This window comes from Thermosporothrix sp. COM3 (assembly GCF_059696735.1).
The window spans coordinates 1,269,316-1,288,883 of record NZ_AP019376.1; the positions used below are offsets into that span (position 1 = coordinate 1,269,316).

At 53.2% G+C, this 19,568-nt stretch carries 20 protein-coding genes; 8 read left to right on the forward strand and 12 right to left on the reverse strand.

What is annotated here, in order from left to right; genetic code table 11:
• Positions 1-39: 39 nt before the first annotated feature.
• Positions 40-1,371 carry an ABC transporter substrate-binding protein gene (locus KTH_RS05455; RefSeq protein ID WP_497616995.1) on the reverse strand — a complete coding sequence of 444 codons (1,332 nt, stop codon included), beginning with the start codon at positions 1,369-1,371 and terminating at the stop codon, positions 40-42.
• Between the two features lie 200 nt (positions 1,372-1,571).
• Here KTH_RS05455 and KTH_RS05460 point away from each other — a divergent pair, with 200 nt between their 5' ends.
• Positions 1,572-1,784, forward strand: a complete 213-nt coding sequence (locus tag KTH_RS05460; protein WP_497616997.1) for a hypothetical protein — start codon at positions 1,572-1,574, stop codon at positions 1,782-1,784.
• 152 nt (positions 1,785-1,936) lie between these two features.
• Here KTH_RS05460 and KTH_RS05465 read toward each other — a convergent pair whose 3' ends face one another.
• From KTH_RS05465 to KTH_RS05480, 4 genes are all read right to left on the reverse strand, one after another.
• On the reverse strand, positions 1,937-2,941 hold the full coding sequence (locus KTH_RS05465; protein WP_497616999.1) for a LacI family DNA-binding transcriptional regulator: 1,005 nt from the start codon (positions 2,939-2,941) through the stop codon (positions 1,937-1,939).
• 454 nt (positions 2,942-3,395) lie between these two features.
• Positions 3,396-3,524 (reverse strand): hypothetical protein, encoded by a 129-nt coding sequence (locus KTH_RS05470; RefSeq protein ID WP_497617002.1) that lies wholly within the window; start codon positions 3,522-3,524, stop codon positions 3,396-3,398.
• A 124-nt stretch (positions 3,525-3,648) separates the two neighbouring features.
• Entirely contained in the window at positions 3,649-4,428 is a 780-nt protein-coding gene (locus KTH_RS05475; protein WP_111323603.1) for an ABC transporter ATP-binding protein, read from the reverse strand.
• Positions 4,429-4,442: 14 nt separating this feature from the next.
• Complete coding sequence (locus tag KTH_RS05480) at positions 4,443-5,798, reverse strand: ABC transporter permease (protein WP_111323602.1); 1,356 nt, start codon at positions 5,796-5,798, stop codon at positions 4,443-4,445.
• A gap of 429 nt (positions 5,799-6,227) precedes the next feature.
• Between KTH_RS05480 and KTH_RS05485 the strand changes: the two genes are divergently transcribed.
• Positions 6,228-6,617 (forward strand): VOC family protein, encoded by a 390-nt coding sequence (locus tag KTH_RS05485; RefSeq protein WP_111323601.1) that lies wholly within the window; start codon positions 6,228-6,230, stop codon positions 6,615-6,617.
• Positions 6,618-7,013: 396 nt separating this feature from the next.
• On the opposite strand, the gene KTH_RS05490 is transcribed toward KTH_RS05485, so the two are convergent.
• The 5 genes from KTH_RS05490 to KTH_RS05510 all read right to left on the reverse strand — a co-directional run bounded on the left by KTH_RS05490 (position 7,014) and on the right by KTH_RS05510 (position 11,249).
• A complete protein-coding gene (locus KTH_RS05490; protein WP_111323599.1) occupies positions 7,014-8,882 on the reverse strand; it encodes a HAMP domain-containing protein in 1,869 nt (622 codons plus the stop codon).
• Positions 8,879-9,769, reverse strand: coding sequence for a phosphate ABC transporter substrate-binding protein (locus KTH_RS05495; RefSeq protein WP_111323598.1), 891 nt, complete (start codon positions 9,767-9,769; stop codon positions 8,879-8,881). The genes KTH_RS05490 and KTH_RS05495 overlap by 4 nt, the downstream gene beginning before the upstream one ends.
• 438 nt (positions 9,770-10,207) lie before the next feature.
• Positions 10,208-10,543 carry a hypothetical protein gene (locus KTH_RS05500; protein WP_111323597.1) on the reverse strand — a complete coding sequence of 112 codons (336 nt, stop codon included), beginning with the start codon at positions 10,541-10,543 and terminating at the stop codon, positions 10,208-10,210.
• Between the two features lie 63 nt (positions 10,544-10,606).
• Positions 10,607-11,020 (reverse strand): hypothetical protein, encoded by a 414-nt coding sequence (locus tag KTH_RS05505; RefSeq protein ID WP_137685997.1) that lies wholly within the window; start codon positions 11,018-11,020, stop codon positions 10,607-10,609.
• Entirely contained in the window at positions 10,986-11,249 is a 264-nt protein-coding gene (locus tag KTH_RS05510; protein ID WP_111323595.1) for a hypothetical protein, read from the reverse strand. The genes KTH_RS05505 and KTH_RS05510 overlap by 35 nt, the downstream gene beginning before the upstream one ends.
• Positions 11,250-11,496: 247 nt before the next feature.
• Here KTH_RS05510 and KTH_RS05515 point away from each other — a divergent pair, with 247 nt between their 5' ends.
• Positions 11,497-12,594 carry a helix-turn-helix domain-containing protein gene (locus KTH_RS05515; RefSeq protein WP_170142669.1) on the forward strand — a complete coding sequence of 366 codons (1,098 nt, stop codon included), beginning with the start codon at positions 11,497-11,499 and terminating at the stop codon, positions 12,592-12,594.
• Entirely contained in the window at positions 12,591-12,926 is a 336-nt protein-coding gene (gene cutA / locus KTH_RS05520; protein ID WP_111323593.1) for a divalent-cation tolerance protein CutA, read from the forward strand. Before KTH_RS05515 ends, cutA begins: the two co-directional genes overlap by 4 nt.
• 161 nt (positions 12,927-13,087) lie before the next feature.
• Here the strand turns inward: cutA and KTH_RS05525 are convergent, their stop codons facing one another.
• Complete coding sequence (locus KTH_RS05525; RefSeq protein ID WP_111323592.1) at positions 13,088-13,768, reverse strand: PIG-L deacetylase family protein; 681 nt, start codon at positions 13,766-13,768, stop codon at positions 13,088-13,090.
• 269 nt (positions 13,769-14,037) lie between these two features.
• On the opposite strand from KTH_RS05525, the gene KTH_RS05530 reads away from it, so the two are divergent.
• Together KTH_RS05530 and KTH_RS05535 are read left to right on the forward strand one after the other, a co-directional pair.
• Entirely contained in the window at positions 14,038-14,445 is a 408-nt protein-coding gene (locus KTH_RS05530; RefSeq protein ID WP_111323591.1) for an MSMEG_6728 family protein, read from the forward strand.
• Between the two features lie 219 nt (positions 14,446-14,664).
• Positions 14,665-15,585, forward strand: coding sequence for an alpha/beta hydrolase (locus KTH_RS05535; RefSeq protein WP_111323590.1), 921 nt, complete (start codon positions 14,665-14,667; stop codon positions 15,583-15,585).
• Positions 15,586-15,639: 54 nt separating this feature from the next.
• On the opposite strand, the gene KTH_RS05540 is transcribed toward KTH_RS05535, so the two are convergent.
• Positions 15,640-17,760 carry a PAS domain-containing protein gene (locus KTH_RS05540; protein WP_497617016.1) on the reverse strand — a complete coding sequence of 707 codons (2,121 nt, stop codon included), beginning with the start codon at positions 17,758-17,760 and terminating at the stop codon, positions 15,640-15,642.
• Positions 17,761-18,321: 561 nt separating this feature from the next.
• Here KTH_RS05540 and KTH_RS05545 point away from each other — a divergent pair.
• On the forward strand, positions 18,322-18,921 hold the full coding sequence (locus KTH_RS05545) for a TetR/AcrR family transcriptional regulator (RefSeq protein ID WP_497617017.1): 600 nt from the start codon (positions 18,322-18,324) through the stop codon (positions 18,919-18,921).
• Between the two features lie 28 nt (positions 18,922-18,949).
• Positions 18,950-19,525: a hypothetical protein gene (locus KTH_RS05550; protein WP_497617019.1), complete on the forward strand. Its 576-nt coding sequence runs from the start codon at positions 18,950-18,952 to the stop codon at positions 19,523-19,525.
• Positions 19,526-19,568: the final 43 nt, after the last annotated feature.

Here is a 19,568-nt window from a genome sequence, read left to right on the forward strand (position 1 = left end):
AGAGCCGGGGCATGTTTCCGAAGAAGCGAAGTTGCCAGTCTAAGACGCTTTCAGGGTCTTGTTCATGTTGTCGGCAAACTGCTGAGGAGTGATCTGTTTCAAGAACAACCGATCCAGGTTGGTGAGCAGCTCCTGCGCGGGTTGCGGTTGCAGCGCCTGATCCCAGGAAAGCTGGAAGTGAGAGGCTTTCTGCACGAGCTGATAATTGAACTGCAACCACTCGCCATTCTCGCTGCTTGCCAGTTGTGATTCGATTCCCTGGACGGGGGGAACGTTGCCCAGCGCAATAAACTGCTTGACTCCTTCGGGAGCGAGCACCGCATCTTTGAGATACGTGATGCATTTCTGAGGGGCTTTGGAGGCCTTCGAGATCGAATAGAAATTCGATGGATTGCCGCAAATATTGCTGGCGTCTCCCTTGCCACCTTCGACAGCGGGGAAGGGGAACCAGCCGAGCTTATCATTTTTCACGAAGTCGGGGCTGTTTGTCTGGAAGGTCGGGAAGTTCCAGCTTCCTTGCAGCATCATCGCGGCTTTCCCGGTGTAGATCAGGGCGGCATCCTGGTTCGTATCTGCGACGACAGAGGCGAAATTGGAACCGAACGCGTTGCTGTTGATGAGTTGCTGGATGAGCGTCGCGGCCTTGATGACCGCATCCTGAGACCACGAGTTTGCCTGATTGTTGAGGATCGCTTTAAACGCGTCGGGCCCACCGATTCTATCGGCAAGGTATTCCAGGTACATCAGGTACGGCCACTTGCTGGCACCGGCGAGCGCGATCGGAATAATGCTCTGCTTGTTGAGCGTATCGACGATCTTGAGCAGCTCATCCCACGTCTGAGGCGGCTTCAGGTTATGCTTCTTGAAGAGCTCCTTATTGTAGAAGAAGAACAGCGGTTGCATGCCACTGCACGGAACGCCGTAGATCTTTCCATCGAAGGTGGCGCTTTCCAGAATAGAGGGGATGAAGCGGTTTTTCCAGTTGGAGTCCGCGTTCAGGTCGGAGGTCAGATCGTACACATTGTCGGCATCAACATAATTCTTGAGGATGCCGCCGCCCCAACCAATGAAGATGTCAGGGGGATTATGGGCACCCATCGCGATCTGAAGCTTTTGCTTGTACGGGTCATTCTGGAAAAATTCGATGTTCGCACGTACATCAGAATGGGAAGAGTTGAAGCTATTCGTCAGCTTCCTGATCGCCTCTTGATCGCTCCCTGTGCGAATATCCCAGATAGAAATAGTGGTACTGTTATTTCCCCCGGTTGATGGCTGATTGTTGCCGACGCCAAAACAAGCGCTGAGCGTTGTCGAGAGGGCAGCGGCACCGGTAACCCCAAAAAATGTGCGTCGAGTGATTTTGGCTTGCATTGTTCAACCTCTCAGGCATCAGTGCCTTATAGACTTCCTGAAGTCTGGTCTATAGAACTACATACAAATACAGCTTATAAAGGGAAGAACGCGTTGACAGATGTCAGGCAAGCTACCATCAATAGAGTTTCTTCAGTGTTTTCTGGCTGTGAGTTTCCTCCTTTCTGAATAAGAGCGAGAACCCGTCAGGAGATAATGACATGCATGGGTCATGCTCGAAATGTTTGCCTGCCCTGTATGTGATCAAGCTGCGTGAGGAGAAGGAACGGTGTCGTTTCGCGCGGCTCTCAGGGCCGGTAATGCGCCTCAGTGAAACGACAGGCAAGAGAATACAGGTAGACCGTTCACCGTTTGAACGTGCGGTCCCGGCTCACGGCAAAGGCTGTTGCTCCTCAATGATGACCAGGGCTTGATAATGCGCTTCCCTGTTGAGGCGAAAGGGCTATCGCGCCCTGCTCAGGCCAGCATGCCATACTGATGAGCACTGCTCTTGTCGGGCAGATGAACAGCTCTCCCTTCTCTCATAAGCAATCCTTTCTTTCACGACCGCTGGCAACAGACATGCTCAACAAGACTCGCGAATGACCAGCGTGAGATCAAAGACGCGTTGTGGTATCGGGCACTCCGGTGCGCTCAGATGCTGCATCAGCAGTTCGGCTGCTGCTACGCCGATCTCATACATGGGCTGACGAATAGTGGTAAGTCTTGGATGCACAAGGGAAGCGATAAAGATATCATCGAAGCCAATAATAGCGATTTGCTCCGGGACTGCAATGCCCTGCTGCTCAAGATATTGCAAGGCTCCAAGCGCAGACATGTCATTTCCCGCGAAAATACAGGTGATCTCGGGATGGGCGTGTAAGAGCGCTTCGGTAGCGGCGCGACCCCCCTCAAAGAGAAACTCTGCACGGACAATGGGTAGTTCCTTTCGTTGGTCGACCTCTTCCAGCGAGAGATCTGTCAGCCCCATGCTGTCCAGGTAGCCGCGCAGGCGCAAATCCGCAAAACGCAATCCGGCCGGCCCCGCCAGAAACCCGATGTGCGTATGTCCCTGCTTTTTGGCCCAGGCGACCGCATCTCTGGCCCCTTTGTAGTGATCGGCAGTGATATGCGATATCGCCGATGCATCTCCGCTATCGACCACGATAACCGGGATGTTTTCGTCCTGGCATTTGCTGACCATCTCTTCTGTGTTGGCAGGCGAAACCAGAATGATTCCATCAACCGCTTGCTGACGTAGAATCGTGATGGCCCGTAGCTCATGTTCAAGCTGCCAATCGGTATCCAGCACCATCATGGTATAGCCATGACGGCGGGCTTCATCCTCAATCCCGCGTGCGATCGTGGGGACATATGGATTCATCAAGTCATGCAGGACAACGCCCAGAGCCATAGTACGTTTCGTGACCAGCGCACGGGCTATACCATTAGGGACGTATTGAAGGCGCTTTACCGCATTCCATACTTTCTGGCGCGTCTCTTCGCTCACATATCCCGTCTCATTGAGAACGCGTGATACGGTTCCAATGCCTACACCGGCTGTTCGTGCGATGTCTTTAATCGTTGCCATGCCTTACCCTATTCTATTGAAAGATGGAAACGTTTCCATCTAAAAGGGAGTATACTGATAAAAAAGGCGGGTGTCAAGGGAAAATGAGGAAACGTTTCCATTTCGATAGAGACGGAGAAGATACCGGGGGGAGTAGGGAGCGAGTAAGCGCGTAGCACATGGTCTTCTCTCGGTTGCAATCATTGTTCTGGTGGGGCGCTATGCCGTTCATCCTCGGGGTTTATAGGGGGAAGAGACAGAAACGATCTTCTCCGATAGGACGAGAGAGAGGCGCGCTTGTAGAGAGTGGCACAAAAACTCAGCTATAAACCACATATTTTGTGGTAATTGGGATCAGGGAGGCATAATAGATATTTATAGAACACTTGCCTCTTTTCTGGTTTTTGGTGTATGCTTGTTGTAGAGCAGATGACTCTCGAAGGAAAGACAGGAAAAAAGGTGTCAGGTTCTATGCTCACAGAATCGCATATATTCCGTTCAAAAGCCCGAAGAAGGGATAGACAGACAACCTGTCGAGATGCGTGTCACCGGGCTGCTCATGTGCTTGCTCAGGAGAGCCCGAAGAAGGGATAGACAAAGCCACTCCAGCTTCTCCTGTGGAGGGTTCAGAGCGGTAGGATGATGAGTGGCCGTCCTGAGAGACAGGAGCACCTTCGATTGAGGAAGGGATGAAGGCGCTCCTGTACCGGGAGGATGTGGGAACGAAGTTATCTACGGCGCTTCTTTTTCTGTGGCGGTTCGGGAGTGGCGGGAACCTCAAGATTCTGCGTGGTGATTTTGCCATCCTCAATCTCGATGCAGACATCTGCCTGTTTTGCAATGCGCTGATCGTGTGTCACCACGATAACGGTGCGCCCCTGATGCGCGAGCTGCCTGAGCAGATCAATGATGCGCTTGCCGTTGTGAGTGTCGAGGTTGCCGGTCGGCTCGTCAGCCAGAATCACGCGGGGATCGTTGGCAAGCGCCCGAGCTATCGCGATACGCTGTTTTTGTCCGCCAGAGAGTTTCCCGGGTCGATGTCGGTGGCGATCTTCGTTGATACCGACCTGAAGCAGCAGGGTGCGTGCTCGTTCGCGCATCTCGCTACGAGAGCGCGTGCCAGCAAGCTCCATTGGCAGCATGACGTTTTCCAGCGCTGTGAGATTCGGGATCAGGTGGAAGGATTGGAAGACAAAGCCGATCTTCTGCCGCCTGAAGTGATGCTCTTTTGAGCCGCTGAGCCGGGTCATGTCGATGCCATCGATAGTGAGTTCACCGCTTGTCGGCTGGTCGAGGCCACCAAGCAGATAGAGCAGGGTAGATTTGCCGCTGCCGCTAGGCCCCATGATCGTCACGAACTGGCCTGCTTTGAAGACAAAGCTTGCATTATCAACCGCGTGAATGACTTCGCCATGCATTTTAAAGTATTTGCAGAGATTTCTGGCAACCACGGTCACGGCGGGCTCTGTTGTTTGAGTGGGTGTTTCCAGATTGATCGTTTCTGACATCTTTCTTTCCTTCTCTAGTTATTGCCTTTGCGGAGCACGACCGCGGGACGAATACGCGCGACAGCGAGGGCGGGAATGATACTTGTCAGGATGGCGAGCCCGATGCCCAGACCCACGATGATAAGAAGGGTCTGCGTATTCAGGGTTGCGGAGGCAAGGTGAATATTCCCGAACTGTTGCAGGAAGCCGCCCATAGCAGGCCTACCCTGCCGGGATGCCGTCATTGCGCCATTCATGAAGGGCGGTTGGCCTGTCATCGCTGTGGAGACATCGAACTGTTGCGAAATGATTGGCCCAAGCAGCACAAGAAGTAGAGTTGCCACAATCGAGGCCAGAATGCTGAGGGCGAACACTTCAACCCAGAATTGGGCGATGACCTGCCAGTGTGAGGCTCCCAGCGCTTTCAGGGTCCCAATCTCAATGGTGCGCTCACGCACGATAATGAAGACGGTGAAGATGATAATGGCTGCTGAAACCGCGATCGCAATCATGAGTGCCAGTCTGATCGTGTTCTGCGCGCTGCTCAAGGAGTTGATCGCCGCGGAAAACAGGCGATTCTCGGTGACCACGTTGTACTTGCTGCCCAATGCGTTCCGCAGGTTGGTTGCGACTGAATCTACCTGATCGTAGGTTGAGGCATAGGCGGTGATGCTATCGACGCCGTTGATATTGTAGAGTTTTTGCATTGTTTTGAGTGGCAGCGTCAAGGAGTTATCGGTGCGGGGATTGTCCGAGGTATAGAGGCCAATGATCGTGATTTTGCTCCCCTTGAGAGTCACCGTTGAGCCAGGTTTGAGCTTGTTGGCGTCGGCCAGCGTTTGACTCATCAGGGCGACGCTGGCAGTATCGTCGCTGGTCTGGAAACCGCGTCCGGCGGTAATCGTGGGGGTGTTTCCCTGAATAGTGAAATGGGTTGAGCCGCTGGAAATGCCATAAATGGAGGCTGGAATTGTGCGTGTTGATCCATTCGGAGTCTGTATCTCACGGGTGGCAAAAACCTTATCGGTATCGAAGCGCATGAGCGTCTCTTCAACCCCGGTGACGCCTGCCACTTTTTTGACTTTGTCGATCGTATCCTGAGGAATTGGCGTGCGTTCGTTCTGCTGACCGAACTGGTTGAAGGTTCCATTTTCTCCGCGATTGGGGTTACCGGGCCTCTCGTTGTCCTGGGTCTCATTTTCGGTTGCGTAGGTGATCGTGATGCCTGTACCGACCTCGGAGCGCACTTTTTGCAGTTGCTCCTGTGCGCTCTGATTGAGGCTGACCATTGCTGCGACAAACATCAGGCTTGCGCCCAGAAGCAAAATAATGAGGCTCTGTCGAAAAGGGCTACGGATAACGTTCCGTAAACCGGTCGTAATGACTCCCATATGATTCTGTAACTCCTTCAAAGCGGTGATAAACAGGGTGTTCGCTTCCCTCGGCGGGATAATCGAGGTACGCTGATTATGAGCATACCAGATATCTATGAGAAATTCTTCAAGGGTTATTGAAAATACGTAAGAAAATTGTAAAGTAACATTGAAGAGCTTTTAGCGGTATGGCCAGGGAGACAGAATACCCCTGTTGGGTTCTATCTCTGATTGAATTGAGGATCATGTATTGCTGAATTCTCAGTGTATGTGTTTTCTATATGCTGCTCACGTTGGATGGGCGGGTGAACATTTTTCTCCTGGCTGCAATTCGGTAGTGGTGCAATGGAGCATAGGAGAATATTGGTAGTATAATACAGCATACTCTTGATAGAAGCGCAAGCTGCATTTGCTACTACGCGCCTTGATAGCAAAGGAGTGAAAAACATGATACGGCCTCGTTTGCAGCACGTCTCCTTCGTCGTTCCCCGTGGGAGTCAGGAAGCGGTTCGTGCATTCTATGGTGGGGTGCTTGGCCTGGAGGAAAAGCAGCCTCCGCAATCGCTCGCACACAGACAACTGGTCTGGTTCGCGGCAGGTGAAGGCGAAATGGAGCTGCATTTCATGCCTTCGGATGAGCCTCCCAACGAAAATGGGCAGCATTTTTGCCTGGAAGTTGACGTGCTCGACGAGTATCGCCAGCGCTTGCAGAATGCAGGCATTGCCATTTTAGAGGCAGAGCCTATTCCCGGGCGTCCGCGCTTCTTTTGTCACGATCCATTCGGGAATCTCATCGAGCTGACCACGCTGGTAGCAGAGTATCAGACACAGCAGTAGAGTGAGCTCCCTTAGAGGCTGTGCCGCATGCCTTCCGAGGATCAGAGCTGCCTGCTTTTGCGCGGCGTGTGCTGCAAAATCATGCATCTGAAAGGGGCTATTGTCGCGGTGGTACCCAGTCCTGAGCAGTGGCAAGCCCGGGGCTCATCTCAAGAGGCGCTTCAGCGTATCAAGTATTTGTGGCATATCCTGGCCGTCTATGGACGACCGAGGGCAGCTCCGCGGCCCCCCTGCTTCTCTGGATGGGGACGAAGAAAAGTATGCGTTCGGGTTCTGGTCGCAAGCAGAAGCCGGTTCTGTGCTCCTGCTCCAAAAGAGAACTCCTGTTGAGAAGAGACGTTCAGGGTCTCTCCTCACAGGAACTTCTCTGTCATCCTCTTTCTCGCATGCCGTGCCTTATGATTGGAGCATCGAATAATGATGAGAAGGTAATGCTTGCTCGAGGCCCGGGATGTTCTGGGCCGTTCGCACTGCTTCTACACCGTCGAGCTGGAATGAGGTAATAGCCGTTCGCATGTCCTGGGATAGCGAGTTGAGCTGCTGCGCGAGTGCCTGGATCTCAGCCGTGAAGCTGGTTCCCTGCTTGAGTACCTCCGCCGGAAGCTCTCGGGCATTTCGGGGCAGAGCTTCGTTCCCTGAACCGAGTTTCAAGGTCTGAAGGCTACTGTCCAGACGGCTTAGCTCGGTTTGAAGCGTGTCCAGATGGTGAAGCATACTCTTCTGCTCTTTTTGGAGTTCACCGTTCATGCGCTGAAGCAGTGAATCCAGAATGTGCAGCTCCTGAAAAGCGACCGGGCGTGAGGTTGAGATCTCGCCTGTTGTTTTTCCCAGGCGTTTGACGTACAGGGAGATCTGTTCTGTGAGCGCTTGCAGGTTTCGTGCTCGCTGGTGCAGCCCCTCGAAAGAGATACTGTGGAGGTACCCCTGAATCTGCTTCAGTTGTTTCTGAAGCTCCATCACATTTCGCTCCGCCGAATCGTCGGTGTATTTGCTCCACTGACCGCTACGGAGCTGTTTGCTATTTTGAAGCGCAAGCATATGAGCAAAAGCATCGGCGCGCTCATGCTCACGACGTGCGATCGTTTCTACCTGTTCCATCGCCCCCTGGGTGCGGGCGATGAAGCGGCGGAAGCGGCTGACTGTAAAGTTAAAGGCGTTGGCAAGCATGCCAATCGGGTCGCTGCTGACCGGGGCATTTACCCGGAGGTCGCCTGAACTCACAATCCGCATCTCAGAGAAAAGGTGCTCTGCCGCGTTGGTGAGTGCGTCGCGTTGCTGCTTGGTCTCTTCCAGCAGCCCGACGATCACTTCAAGCATGCCGTTGAAGGAGGCGCTCACGTCTGAGATCTCATCATGGCCGACGACCGGGACGCGTGCCGTGAAGTGGCCTTGCTCGATTGCCTGTGTCACCTGGCGCAGGAGACGAAGGCGGCGCACGAGTGTCCCGGAGATGAACCAGCCAACCAGACCAATGGCGAGAAAGGCCAGAAGCGAAGCGATAATAGTAATCATCAGTTGGGTGCGTTCCTCTCCTTCTGCCGCCTCCTTGACAGCCGAGGCGAGGCGTTGATCCAGACTGATAAGCGCTCGTAACGCGCTGAGGGCATCGGTGCGGGTAAGCCCTGCCTGCACATGAGCGATCGTCTGGGCTTCCGCGATATTACCTGCGGCGACCTGTTGTTGAATCTGTTGCAGGGAAGCGCGGTAGACCTGCCAGGTACGGAGCGCACTGCCTGCCAGCGTTGCCTGTTGCTCTACCTGCTGTTGCCGTCCGGCTTTTGCCAGAAGCTCGCTGTAGGGCGGATGCTTTTTGAGCAGGTCATTCTGGGTATAGTCTTTCAGTGTCTGGTCATAGCGGTCGATGAGTCCTGAGAGGGCTTTCTGACTCTCCTCAAGGGTTTCTTTCGAGGGGTTTTCTGCGGCGGCAGTACTGAGCAAGCGGTCAACCTCGGTATCCATCAATTGCAGGAAGTTCGTGCCGGTGGAGAGGGCCGTGTTCGTGCGCAAAAGATGCTGATAGAATTCAGACTGCTGGCTGAAGAATGAGGCGCGTTGCGCTCCAACGATACCCGCAACCAGCGCGGCAATGAGCGCCGCCAGAAGAAAACCCAGCGAGAGCCGCTTCCCGATAGAAAGGTTCAGGAGAAGGTTGCCCGTCCGTTTCCAGCGGGTGCTCAGCGAAGAGAGACTGTGTTCCGGTTGGAACGGTATGGCGGTATCCGAGATACCGGAGAATGAGAGATCTTCTGCTGTTTTTCGGGTCATAGGGGCCTCTCTTTCGGGTATACCTGTACCCGGTTGAGCGCACTGACGGAAATATAGCCGAGTTTCTGGGCCTGCTGCTGTATCTCTGGTGTCAGCATGAAATCGAGAAATGCCCGGACAGGCGCGTTTTCATCGCCCAGAGTATACATGTGTTCATAGCCCCAGAAGCGATACTTTCCGGCTTGAATGGTCTCGATAGTCGGCTTTTGCCCATCTATCGAGATGGCGTGAACCGCTTTTGAGAGATAAGAGACTGCGACATAGCCAATAGCGCCGGGCGTGCGGGCGACAATATCGCGTACCTCATCTGATGAGTCGGTTTTCAGCAAGGTGCCGTTCTCGTCTCGACCTTCGAGAATGTATTTCCGAAATGTTGCACGCGTGCCGGAACTGGCCGGACGAACGATCGGGACAATCTGCTGATCTGGCCCGCCAAGCTGAGCCCAGTTGTTGAGCTTGCCTGTCGAAAAAATATCGATAATGTTTTGCTGGCTCAGGGAGTCGAGCTTTATGTCTGGATGCACAATCATCACGAAAGGTATGGCGCAGACAATGTGATCGGTGAGTTGTGGATCAGGGTAGAGCGCGGGATCAGCGTAAATGTCGGAATTTCCGATATGCACTTGTTTCGTTGTGACCAGCTTGAGCCCCTGGATACTCCCACCACCCTGCACATCGATGACGACTCCAGGATATTTGTGCTGAAACTCTTTGGCGGCAAGCTCAACCAGGGGGCGCAAGGCGGTAGAACCCGCTGCGACAATATGCCCTTGCAGCTCGGTTGTGTTCCCGGTTGGTGAGCAACCTGCCAGCAAGAAAAGAAAAAGCAGGAGGAGAAGAGAAGCGCGGTTCTTACCTGGCTTTTTGCGTGCTGTCATGAGCTGCATAGAATCACCTCCTCTCCGAAAAAGTCATCTTTACCGCTTCACCGAACATAGGGCGGTGTAGGTGAAGCGGGAGAGCGATCAAGTTCTGTTTCGATGGTGAGATATCCTGAAAAAAGATGTCTCCTGATCCATTATGGGTGTTGAGGTTTAAGGTAGTGTTAAGCAGATGTAATGATTTTTCGGTATAGAAAGAAATGGGGCTTTTGCGCGAGAGAAGGTCTGTCTATGGCGGAGCGTCCGAACGTTGATCATGGCATCTTGTTCAGGGGGCTCGCTGCCTGTCTATGCCGAGGCGCGGACGATCACTTTCAGGGGCAGCGAGGGGATTTCCAGCCCTTGCAGACAGAGAGCACGCTAGCACAAAAGAAGGGCCCTGAGAGCAGGCCCTTCCGGGGTTCTACGGTGCTCGGCATTGTGAGCGAAGAAGGGATTGTTTCGTTATGGTTGGGCGCGGGGAAGCCCATAGCTCGTATAAATACGTTCAATCAGGCGAAGAATGCTGCGGGCGATCTCGTTGTCGGGGTTCGCTGCCAGGGCGGCCCTGGCCTGGGCCTCCTGTGATCTGAGCGAAACCAGATGCTCTGTCGGGATGGGAGCAAGCTTGATTCCCAGTTCCTCCGGCTCTTTGTACTCACCCGATACCTGTTGCCAGGCAAGCACGATCTGTTTGGCTTCCAGCGGATGAAGGGCTTCTCCCTCGAGTGCCTGTTCGATCCACTGCTGAAGGGGTTCCGAGAGGTCGGCATGATTAAGCAGGTATACTAGCGCTTGCATTGTTGTTCCTCCTGAACGTGGTATGCGTGCTTCCCTTTCTCTGGTGACCCCGTCAAGCGTGGGTCACCACTCATCTACGAAATAACGATCGAGTGTGTCATGAAAGTGCAAGAAGACATCGTGCGCTTTGAGCCAGCGCTTGAGCTCGTGGATCTGGTGCGCCAGCTCTGTTCCCTCCGTCGTGCCTTTGGCCTGTTGCCAGCGTCGATGCAGGGCGTTAAGCTCCTCTATCTTCTGATCGAGCACCGGTTTGGGCAGATCGGTCAGGAAGCGTGAGCAGAACTGTTCGGCGGTATACGCTCGCCCCGCATAGAGCGAGAGGTTCGCAACAATCCGTTCGGCCTCGCCTCGCCTGACGGGAAAGCCCAGAACCATCTTGATGAAGGTCCAGCTCATCCCGCAGGCTACTTGTTGCGGAGTCAATCCCGCTCTGTCCAGCTCCTCAAGAAGGTTGAGACGTGATCGGGCGTCCTCCATCTCCCGGCCTCCCATAGAGATGCTGACCGGTGGCATACGTGAACGCTTCCAGATCCTGCAAAAGGGCTTCCTGGTATTCTGCCCGCTGCTTGAGCCCCTTGAGCCTCCCGATTTCCATGTGCGAAACGTGCAGCAGCGCGGAAAGAATGGTTCCCGGAAGCGTGATGGTAAAGGTACACTCGGTCACGATCCCTCGTCGATCCCTGACCAAACCGGCTTTTCTCAACATATTATACCTCTTTTCCTTCTACCACAAGGTGGAAGCGACAACAGCCGTCCTCCGTTGTCATAGGTACCGTGCTTTCTGATGATGCCTCTACGGCTGTTGCGCTTCTATGAGAAGCATACATGAAAACTTTTATTTTTTCGTAGCCTTTTTGTAGTCTCTTTTGTAGTCACTGGCACATGGTAGGTTAAAATATACGTATAGTATATTGATATGCTTGCTTGTTTGGGTTATGATAGAGGTGAATAGCATGATGGATGGTATGTTGTTGAAAAGCCTGCGTGAAGAGCGGGGATTGTCCCTTGAAGCAGTTGGTAGAGCGATCGGGGCTGATCGTCAAACGGTCTGGAAGTGGGAAACCGGGAGAAGGAAAATAAGCCCCTACTATCGTCAGAAGCTAGAGGAGTTTTTTGAGGAAGATATGAAGCGAAGAGCTGCATTAAAGATGATCGGTGCGACAGCGGTTGGAGGCGCTGTTATGACGTTGGGGGGTAGTGACCTGTATGCGATAGGAAGGCTAGCACTCAAGGGTGGGTGGACTGAGCTCGACCGTGACATGAAAACAGTCGAGAACGCCATCTCGTCCCTCCTACCAAAGTTGACCGGAGAGGCACTTTCAGGGAGCGATGAAGCAGCGGCGTTGGCCGTTGAGGCTTGCTTGCTTCGGGCAACGATAGCGAAACATGCCCTGGATTACAGGGCGTCTGTGTATTATCGGGGCGAAGCAGTTACTCTTAGCCAGTTCACTTCGGACTCGATGTTACGGGCCGCTGCTCTTGCTTACAAAGCCTGTTGGCTTGTACAGGGGAATATACGACGTCCGCAGGAGGCTATCAATATATATAAGAATGCCTTACACTTCGTCGGCGAAAGCCCATCCCTGATGTACAGCGATATCCTGGGGGAAATGGCAGAAGCATATGCCATGCTTCAAGATGAAGAGAATGCCATGCGATGTATAGAGCGTTCTGCCCAAACCTATCCAAAGCGCCCCGAGCTAGATCCCGCCTACACCTATGGAGACTATCCGCCTAGCCTGCTCTGGCAATGGTATGCAAAAGTGCACATGCATCTGGGGAATTTCAGGCAGGCGGAGGAGGCGCTACGGAAGAGCGAGCAGAGTGCCCCAACCCGCCGCGGAGAGTGCGAGAATGCAATCCTTCGTGCTGCTTGTGCCGCGGGAACGAATGATCTCGATACATTTGTGTACAATATGAAAATTGGAGTACGGTTAGCACAGGAGCTAAAGAGCGAACATAGAAAGCAGTTGGCGAAAGATGTTGTTGCTTCCGCACCTGATCGCTGGTTAAGTGAGAAGCAGGTACAAGAGGTAAAGGAGTTGTTATGACTGAAGAAACTACAGGTAAAAGTGTCATCAATGTGGTCTTTACGACTGATGATGAGCAAGAAGCATGGCTGATATCTGACGAACTGCTGAATAAACGCCTTATTTCAGCGGTTCATGTGTACTCCTTCCGATCTCGGTATTGGTGGAAGGGAGAACTTGTTAGCGCACAAGAGTGGAAGGTTGAGGCCAAGACGCGTGTGGAACTGTATCAGGAGGTAGAAAAGAGAATCAAGGAATTGCATCATTATGACACACCGGAGATTCTGGCTTATCCAGTGGAAAGGATCCATCCCAGGTATAAGGCCTGGGTGGAAGAGGAAACCAGACAATAGGTGTGTGGAGAGAGAAGAGAGGCCATTATGTCGCTCCGCTCTGACAGCAATGGCCTCTCCACTGGCGGGAAAGAAAGGGCGTTGAGCGATTGAAAACGGTTGGGTTGTCCTGCATGTGGATGGCTTCAGTGCACCTTTTGAGAAGCTTGCATGTTCTCTCGCTAGAGTTGCTGCAAATGAAACGCCTCTGCGTAGGGATAGCCGCCAGCCTTGCCCGCTTCCTCGGCCCATGCGGTTAAGTATGTGCTCGGGTGTTTGTTGGGATTGATCTGGCTGACATGAGCGCAGCGGGCCTGTATCTTTGTCTCAAGGTGTGCGGATATGTCGACATAAAAATTGGGCATGTCGGTGTTGAAGTAGAGAATTCTTTGCACATTATGCGGTTCCTGTATGGTGATTCCGGTAAAATAGCGGTCCCTTGCGGAAGCTACAGCATCTACCGCTACGATGCCTGCCGCTCGATGGTCCGGATGGAGTTCGTAGCGTTTCCAGGGGTCAAAGCAGAAGACCGTATCGGGTTTGAGTTGTCGAAGGTAGTTGACGATCTCGCGGCGAAGGCGCAAGGTGGGCTCAAGTTCACCGTCTGAATAGCCACTGAGAAAGAAAACCTCTTTCACTCCCAGGATGCGAGCGGCGTCCCTTTGTTCCTGTTCCCGGAGCGTCACTAACTTTTCTGGCGGGAGATCTTCTCTGTTGCTCCCCTTATCGCCTCGCGTGATCACCAGATAGTAGATCGCTTTCCCTTTGCTTGCGAGCTGTGCAACTGTCCCACCTGTAAATGACTCGCCATCATCAGGATGTGCCAGAATGCTTACTATGGTTTGACTGGCTTCCAGTACCATGAAGAATCCTCCTTTTAGTTTATAGCCTATTTTATCACAATTGCGTCTTGAGGCCTCTCGCTTGAAGAAAGGGCTCGTTCCTCTTGAACAGGGTCTTTCTGTAGAATCAACAATTCGTCAGCAGGTTTATTTCGAGAGGAAAAGCAGGGTCTATGATGATTTTTGAAGTGGATGGTGGCTGTTGTGGCTTTGTGAAAGCGCTCTCATCTCTTTCATGCTATAATAGAATAAGAGGTGAGTGTTGGTATAAAGAGTGAGGTGGTCTGCTTTTGCAAACATTTTTGCCCTATGCATCCTTTGAAGATTCCGCAGCAGTGCTTGATAATCGGCGGCTTGGCAAGCAGCGTGTGGAGGGAACCCAGATCCTGACCATTCTCCTGACCCCGAATTATCGCGGGGCCTGGCGTAATCACCCGGCAGTGCGGATGTGGCGAGGCTATGAAGAAGCATTACGGCTCTATATTAACGCAGTAGTGACCGAGTGGATCGGGCGGGGGTATCGCAACTCGCTGGCAACATACGATCTAACAGGCCGACCTATTGTGTTTCCTTTCTGGCTTGGTGATCCGCGTTTGCATGACTCGCACAAATCGAACCTCCTGCGCAAAGATTTCTCCTATTATAGTCAGTTCGGGTGGGACGTGCCGCCTGATCTGCCATATTACTGGCCTGTCTGACTCCCTTTCAGCCTGTTTAAAGCAGACGTGCAGATCTTGACGCGGCATCCAGCCTCATAGAGTGCAAGCGGAAGGGCGAGGCAGTAGCAAGCCTTCAAGTCATCCTCTATTGCCCTTCGAACGGCTGCTCCCCGGTCAGGAGCAGACAAGCAGCCTTGTTGTTTCCATGCTCTGCTGCTAGAATGGCATTGAGTTTCACAATACAAAGCGCAGGACAGGATGGGTAACGATTCTCAAGCATTGAGTGGTTCATCTGCATGGGTCGATCATATCCCCGTCACCTGGTTTGAGCCTCAGGAACGCCGCGAGAGGCAGCAATTGATTCTCTTTCTGCCGCCTTTTAGCGCAACAAAGGAATTGATGGTTCCCTACCTCCAGGATCTCGCGGGAGCCGGGTATGTCGCGCTGAGCCTGGACCCCTGGCAACATGGGGAACGGGGCACGGAGTCGCGGCCAGAGATACAGCAGCGGGTTTTCGGCAACTTTCGGCGATATATGTGGCCTCTACCGGGACAAACAACCCTGGATGTGCTGCGTGTGATTGATTGGGCTATAGCGACACTGCACGTTGAACCTCAGATTGTCATCGGGGGCCTGTCGATGGGTGGGGATATTGCTGTTGCTGCTCCCGGGCTCGATCAGCGGATTGAGCGAGTTGCGGCGGTGATCGCAACGCCCGATTGGCTCCGGCCCGGGATGCAAGATCTGACTCATCCGGGTACGCTGTTGCCGCCAGGCGAGCCAGACGCCTATGCGCGCTTTTTCTATGACCATCTCAACCCATTGACGCATCTGGAGCGCTTTGCTCATGGGCCCGAGATTCATTTTCTTTGTGGGGAGCAAGATACGCATGTGCCATCGGATGGGGCGCTGCGCTTTCAGAAGGCGCTGCGAGAAACCTATCCATCGGCGGGAGAACGGGTGCAGGTGACGCTTCTTCCCGGGCTCGGGCATCTGGACTTTATGAAGCCAGACGCCTGGTTGTCTGGCATGGCTTACCCGGGCTTGATGTGTGCTGACCTTGCCGCGGGGAGAGCGCAAAGCAGCAACCAGGTTCAGGACCTGGGAGTAGAGAGCGCTTCTGGTGGGCTGTGTGCTCTTCTTTGCTCTTGCTTTGCGCCGCTTTCCCGGTACGTATAGCCAGTCCTATGGATGGACAGCGGCAAGCGTTGGTCTCATGGAGAGAACATCCCTTCAGAGTTGAAGGTGTCCTGTGGTTAGATCGGGCTCAAGCTCTGTTTCGTTCGCGGTTGATGGCTGACGAACGGGAAGTTGTACGAGAAAGGTGGTACCTTCACCGGGTGTGCTTCTCGCTGTGATGGTACCGCCATGCCGCTCGACGATCTTGCGGACGACAGCCAGCCCGATTCCGGTCCCTTCGTATTCAGTGCGACCATGCAGGCGCTGAAACACCGTAAAGATGCGGTCCAGATATTTTTCATCGAAGCCAATGCCGTTATCGCTGACAGAGAGCGTGCAGATAGGAGGATCTCCGCTGATAGTGGCAGAAACTGTCACGAGGGGCGGGATCGAGGGCTTATGGAATTTGAGCGCGTTGCTGATGAGATTTTGCAGCAGTTGTTGCATATGGATCGGATCGGCCTCAATAGTGGGCAGCGGCGAAAGCTGCACCTGTCCTCCTGTCTCCTGAAGGCGGGTTTCCAGCAGATCCAGAACGGTCTGAGCCGTCTCATTGAGGTCAACGGGCGTGAAAGGCTGGACTTTGGTGGCGATGCCCGTGAAGGCGAGCAAGTCATTGATAAGCCGCTGCATACGACTGGCGGCGCTTCGCATGCGATCAAGATAGATTTTCCCGTCGTCCAGTTTGGCGCCGCACTCTTCTTCCAGCAGGTCGCCAAAGGCGAGGATCTTGCGCAGAGGCTCTTGCAGATCGTGAGAGGCGACATGTGCAAATTCTTGCAGTTCCTGATTGCTCTGTTGAAGGTCGATATTGACCTGTCGCAGTTGTTCGTAGCTGCGTTGCAGGGCCTCGGTTCGGTGCTGGACCTGTGCTTCCAGAGAGGCATTCAAGGCCCGGGCATGCTGGATCATGCGCACTTTTTCCAGCGTCAGAGCGATGCGACTGGCAAGCTCTTCTGCCATCGTGAGATCTGTCTGCGTATAGGTGCGTTTGGCGGTTGTAATCATAAAGGTAAGTATGCCGATAGGCACATTCTGAAGGTGGAAGGGAACTATCATGGCCGAAACAGCTCCCTGTGTGCGCAGTCTGTTTGCCTCTTCCGGAGTGCGTGTAAGTTCCTGCACCTGAGGCGCGGAGAGGTGCGGAAACAGGCGAGAAGCACCGGTTGTGATGACCGTCTCAAGCAAGGGGGGGAGCTGAGACGATGTCTCCTCGGGGAGCTCAGGAAACGCAACAGTGAGACGCTCGAAGAGGGAATGACTGTCAAGCAGGTCGATCCGACACCAGTCGGCGATACTGGGGACAGCACTGTGTACGGTGTTTCTCAGGGCTTCCTGGTAGGTCTGAGCGGTCACCAGTTGCTTGCTGGCTTCAGCCAGAAAGTGAATATGGGTTTGTGTGCGTTTGAACTCGCTGATGTCCCGGTTGATGATCAGATAGGTGACTTCTCCGGTTTTGAGCTCGTGTAGCTGGCTCCAACGGCTGGCAATGGTAAGTTGTGTGCCATCGCGTCGGGTTTGAATGAGCTCCCCTTCCCAGAATGGCTGATGAGAGAGCAGGGTGTGAATCTGCTGGAGAGGGAGGGGAAACTGAGTTTGTAAGAGTTGGGCAAGAGATTGGCCGAGTACTTCTTCCTCACTCCACCCATAGAGCACGGTCGCACCCCGGTTCCAGAAGAGAACTCGATTCTGGGCATCCTGTACAATCAAAGCATCGTAGGAGGCTTGCAGTAAAGCTGCCTGGAACTCTAATTGCAGGGCCGTCTGCTTGCGCTCGGTGATATCGATCTGCACACCGATCATGCGTTGCGGTTGTTGTGCCTCATCATAGAGCACGCGACCTTTCGCCTGTATCCAGCGTATCTGCTGGTCAGTGCGAATAATCCGGAATTCGGTTTCAAAGGAGCCGGTAGTCTCAATGGCCTGCTCCAGGGCATGGGCTGCACGCTCCCGATCAGCAGGGTGAATGTACTGAAGCCAGCTCTCATGTCGCCCCTCAAATTCGCCGGGGTTGAGTCCATAGATGGCTTCGAGTTCGGGAGTCCAGAGACTGCTATTGTCCTGAAGCGAGCGTTCAAATGTACCAATGCGACCAATCGAGTGGCTCAAGGTCAGCCGTTCCAGTGCCTGTTTGAAGTGCGCTATTTGTTGCTCTATGTGTTGTGAATTGTCCATACAACCTCCCCCTGTACAGGGAGCGAGAAGAGAATGCTCATATTGCTCTTCACTATAGCAGCTTTAACGCGATGGGACAAGATCATTCTGCTCTCTTATTGTCATAAATATCGTCTGTTTTGCTGAATAGCTGAAAAAACGCTATTTGATCCGACGAAATATGATACACTCTTGCTCCAAGAAAAAGGTATGGTGGATAAATATCATTCTCGCTTCTCCAGTTGGAGATCTCCTATCCTGAAGGCGATCGTGCACAAAACTGAGACAAGAGAGGCAGCGGGTAGAAAAGCCTGCTGTCTCTTTTTCTTTGTTCTGTGCATCGCTCTCTGTGTGGATATTTCGCTTCCGCAGAACAGGGGGAGCGAGGACCGTTTGCATGCGGCCCCGCTGGTGCAAGATGACACGCGTTGGGCCAAGGGTCTCAGGCTTGCGCCCTCTGGCTCATTCTTCGGGCTTGGCTTCACGAATACGATATTGCTTGACATTTCTCCGTTCTGCTGATTATAATGAATCGACTACTCAGTCTAGACTGATCAGTCAGTTAAAAAGGAGGAAATGGCTGTGCCACGATCCACGACACCCGAAGAGCGCAGACAGCATATATTGCAAACGGCAGCAACGCTCTTTGCACAGAAAGGCATTCATGAAACCAGCATGGATGATATTGTTCAGGCTACCGGACTGAGCAAAGGATCACTCTACTGGTACTTCCACAATCGAGAAGATCTTTTACTCACATTGCTTCAACTTTTCCTGGATCAGGAGCTCCAACTTCTGCAAAGTGTGCAGGAGCAGGAGGGTCCGGCATCTGAGCGCCTGTATTCCATGCTAGAGCGCTATATTCAGCAGTTGGCTCAGGCCGCGCATCTGCTTCCAGTGACGCTTGATTTCTATGCAATGGCGACGCGACAGGAGAAGATCCGTCACTTTTTCCAGTCATACTATCAGCGTTTTCGGTTGCTGGTGAAAGAGATCCTGCAACAGGGGCTTGTGCGTGAGGAGTTTTTGCCTTTCGATCCTGACGAGATCTCCATTGCACTGATTGCGCTCCTCGAAGGAACGACGCTCCTCGGGATTATCGAACCGGAGCATATTCAGCTTGAAAAGCATGCACTTCCGGCTTGCCGTTTCCTGCTAGAGAGTCTTAAAAAGCCATCCTGAGGCACCATATCAAGAAAGGAAGAAGAGAATGACATTTCTCAATATAAAAGTGTGGTGGAAGCATATCATAGGTCCGGATGCGCGCCCCGAAGAAACCTGGCTTACATTGCTCTGGAGCGCCCTCTTTTCGGTAATCATACTCAGTATTGCGTTGCTGTCCCATGCTCCCTGGAATCTGTTTCAATACCTCTTTGTGGCTCTCGTTGCCTTTGATATTGGCGGGGGAATTTGTGCTACGAGTACGAATGCTGCTAAACGTTGGTGGCATCGGCCTGGACAGGGCTTTCGTCAGCATCTTACCTTTCTTGCCTTGCATATTCATCCGTTCTTGCTTGCCTTGTTCCTGCCGGGCTTTTCCTGGGTGCTGGCTGGCTTGACCTATGGATATGTGCTTTTGGCTTCTATCGTGCTCCTCAAAACCCGGGCGTACTTGCAGCGTCCGGTCGCCTTTGTGCTCTATACAGTTTGTTTGCTTGCGACACTGGCGTATGCCAATGTGCCTCTTGCATTGGCCTGGTTTATTCCGTGCTTTGCGCTGAAGCTTCTGGTTGCTCATCTGGTCCCGGAGAGACCTATAGCCGATCGGGCCGAAGAGGCGAGGTGAGCGGAGAGGCCACTGTCTTTCGATGGTCCAGATGGTGCACCGG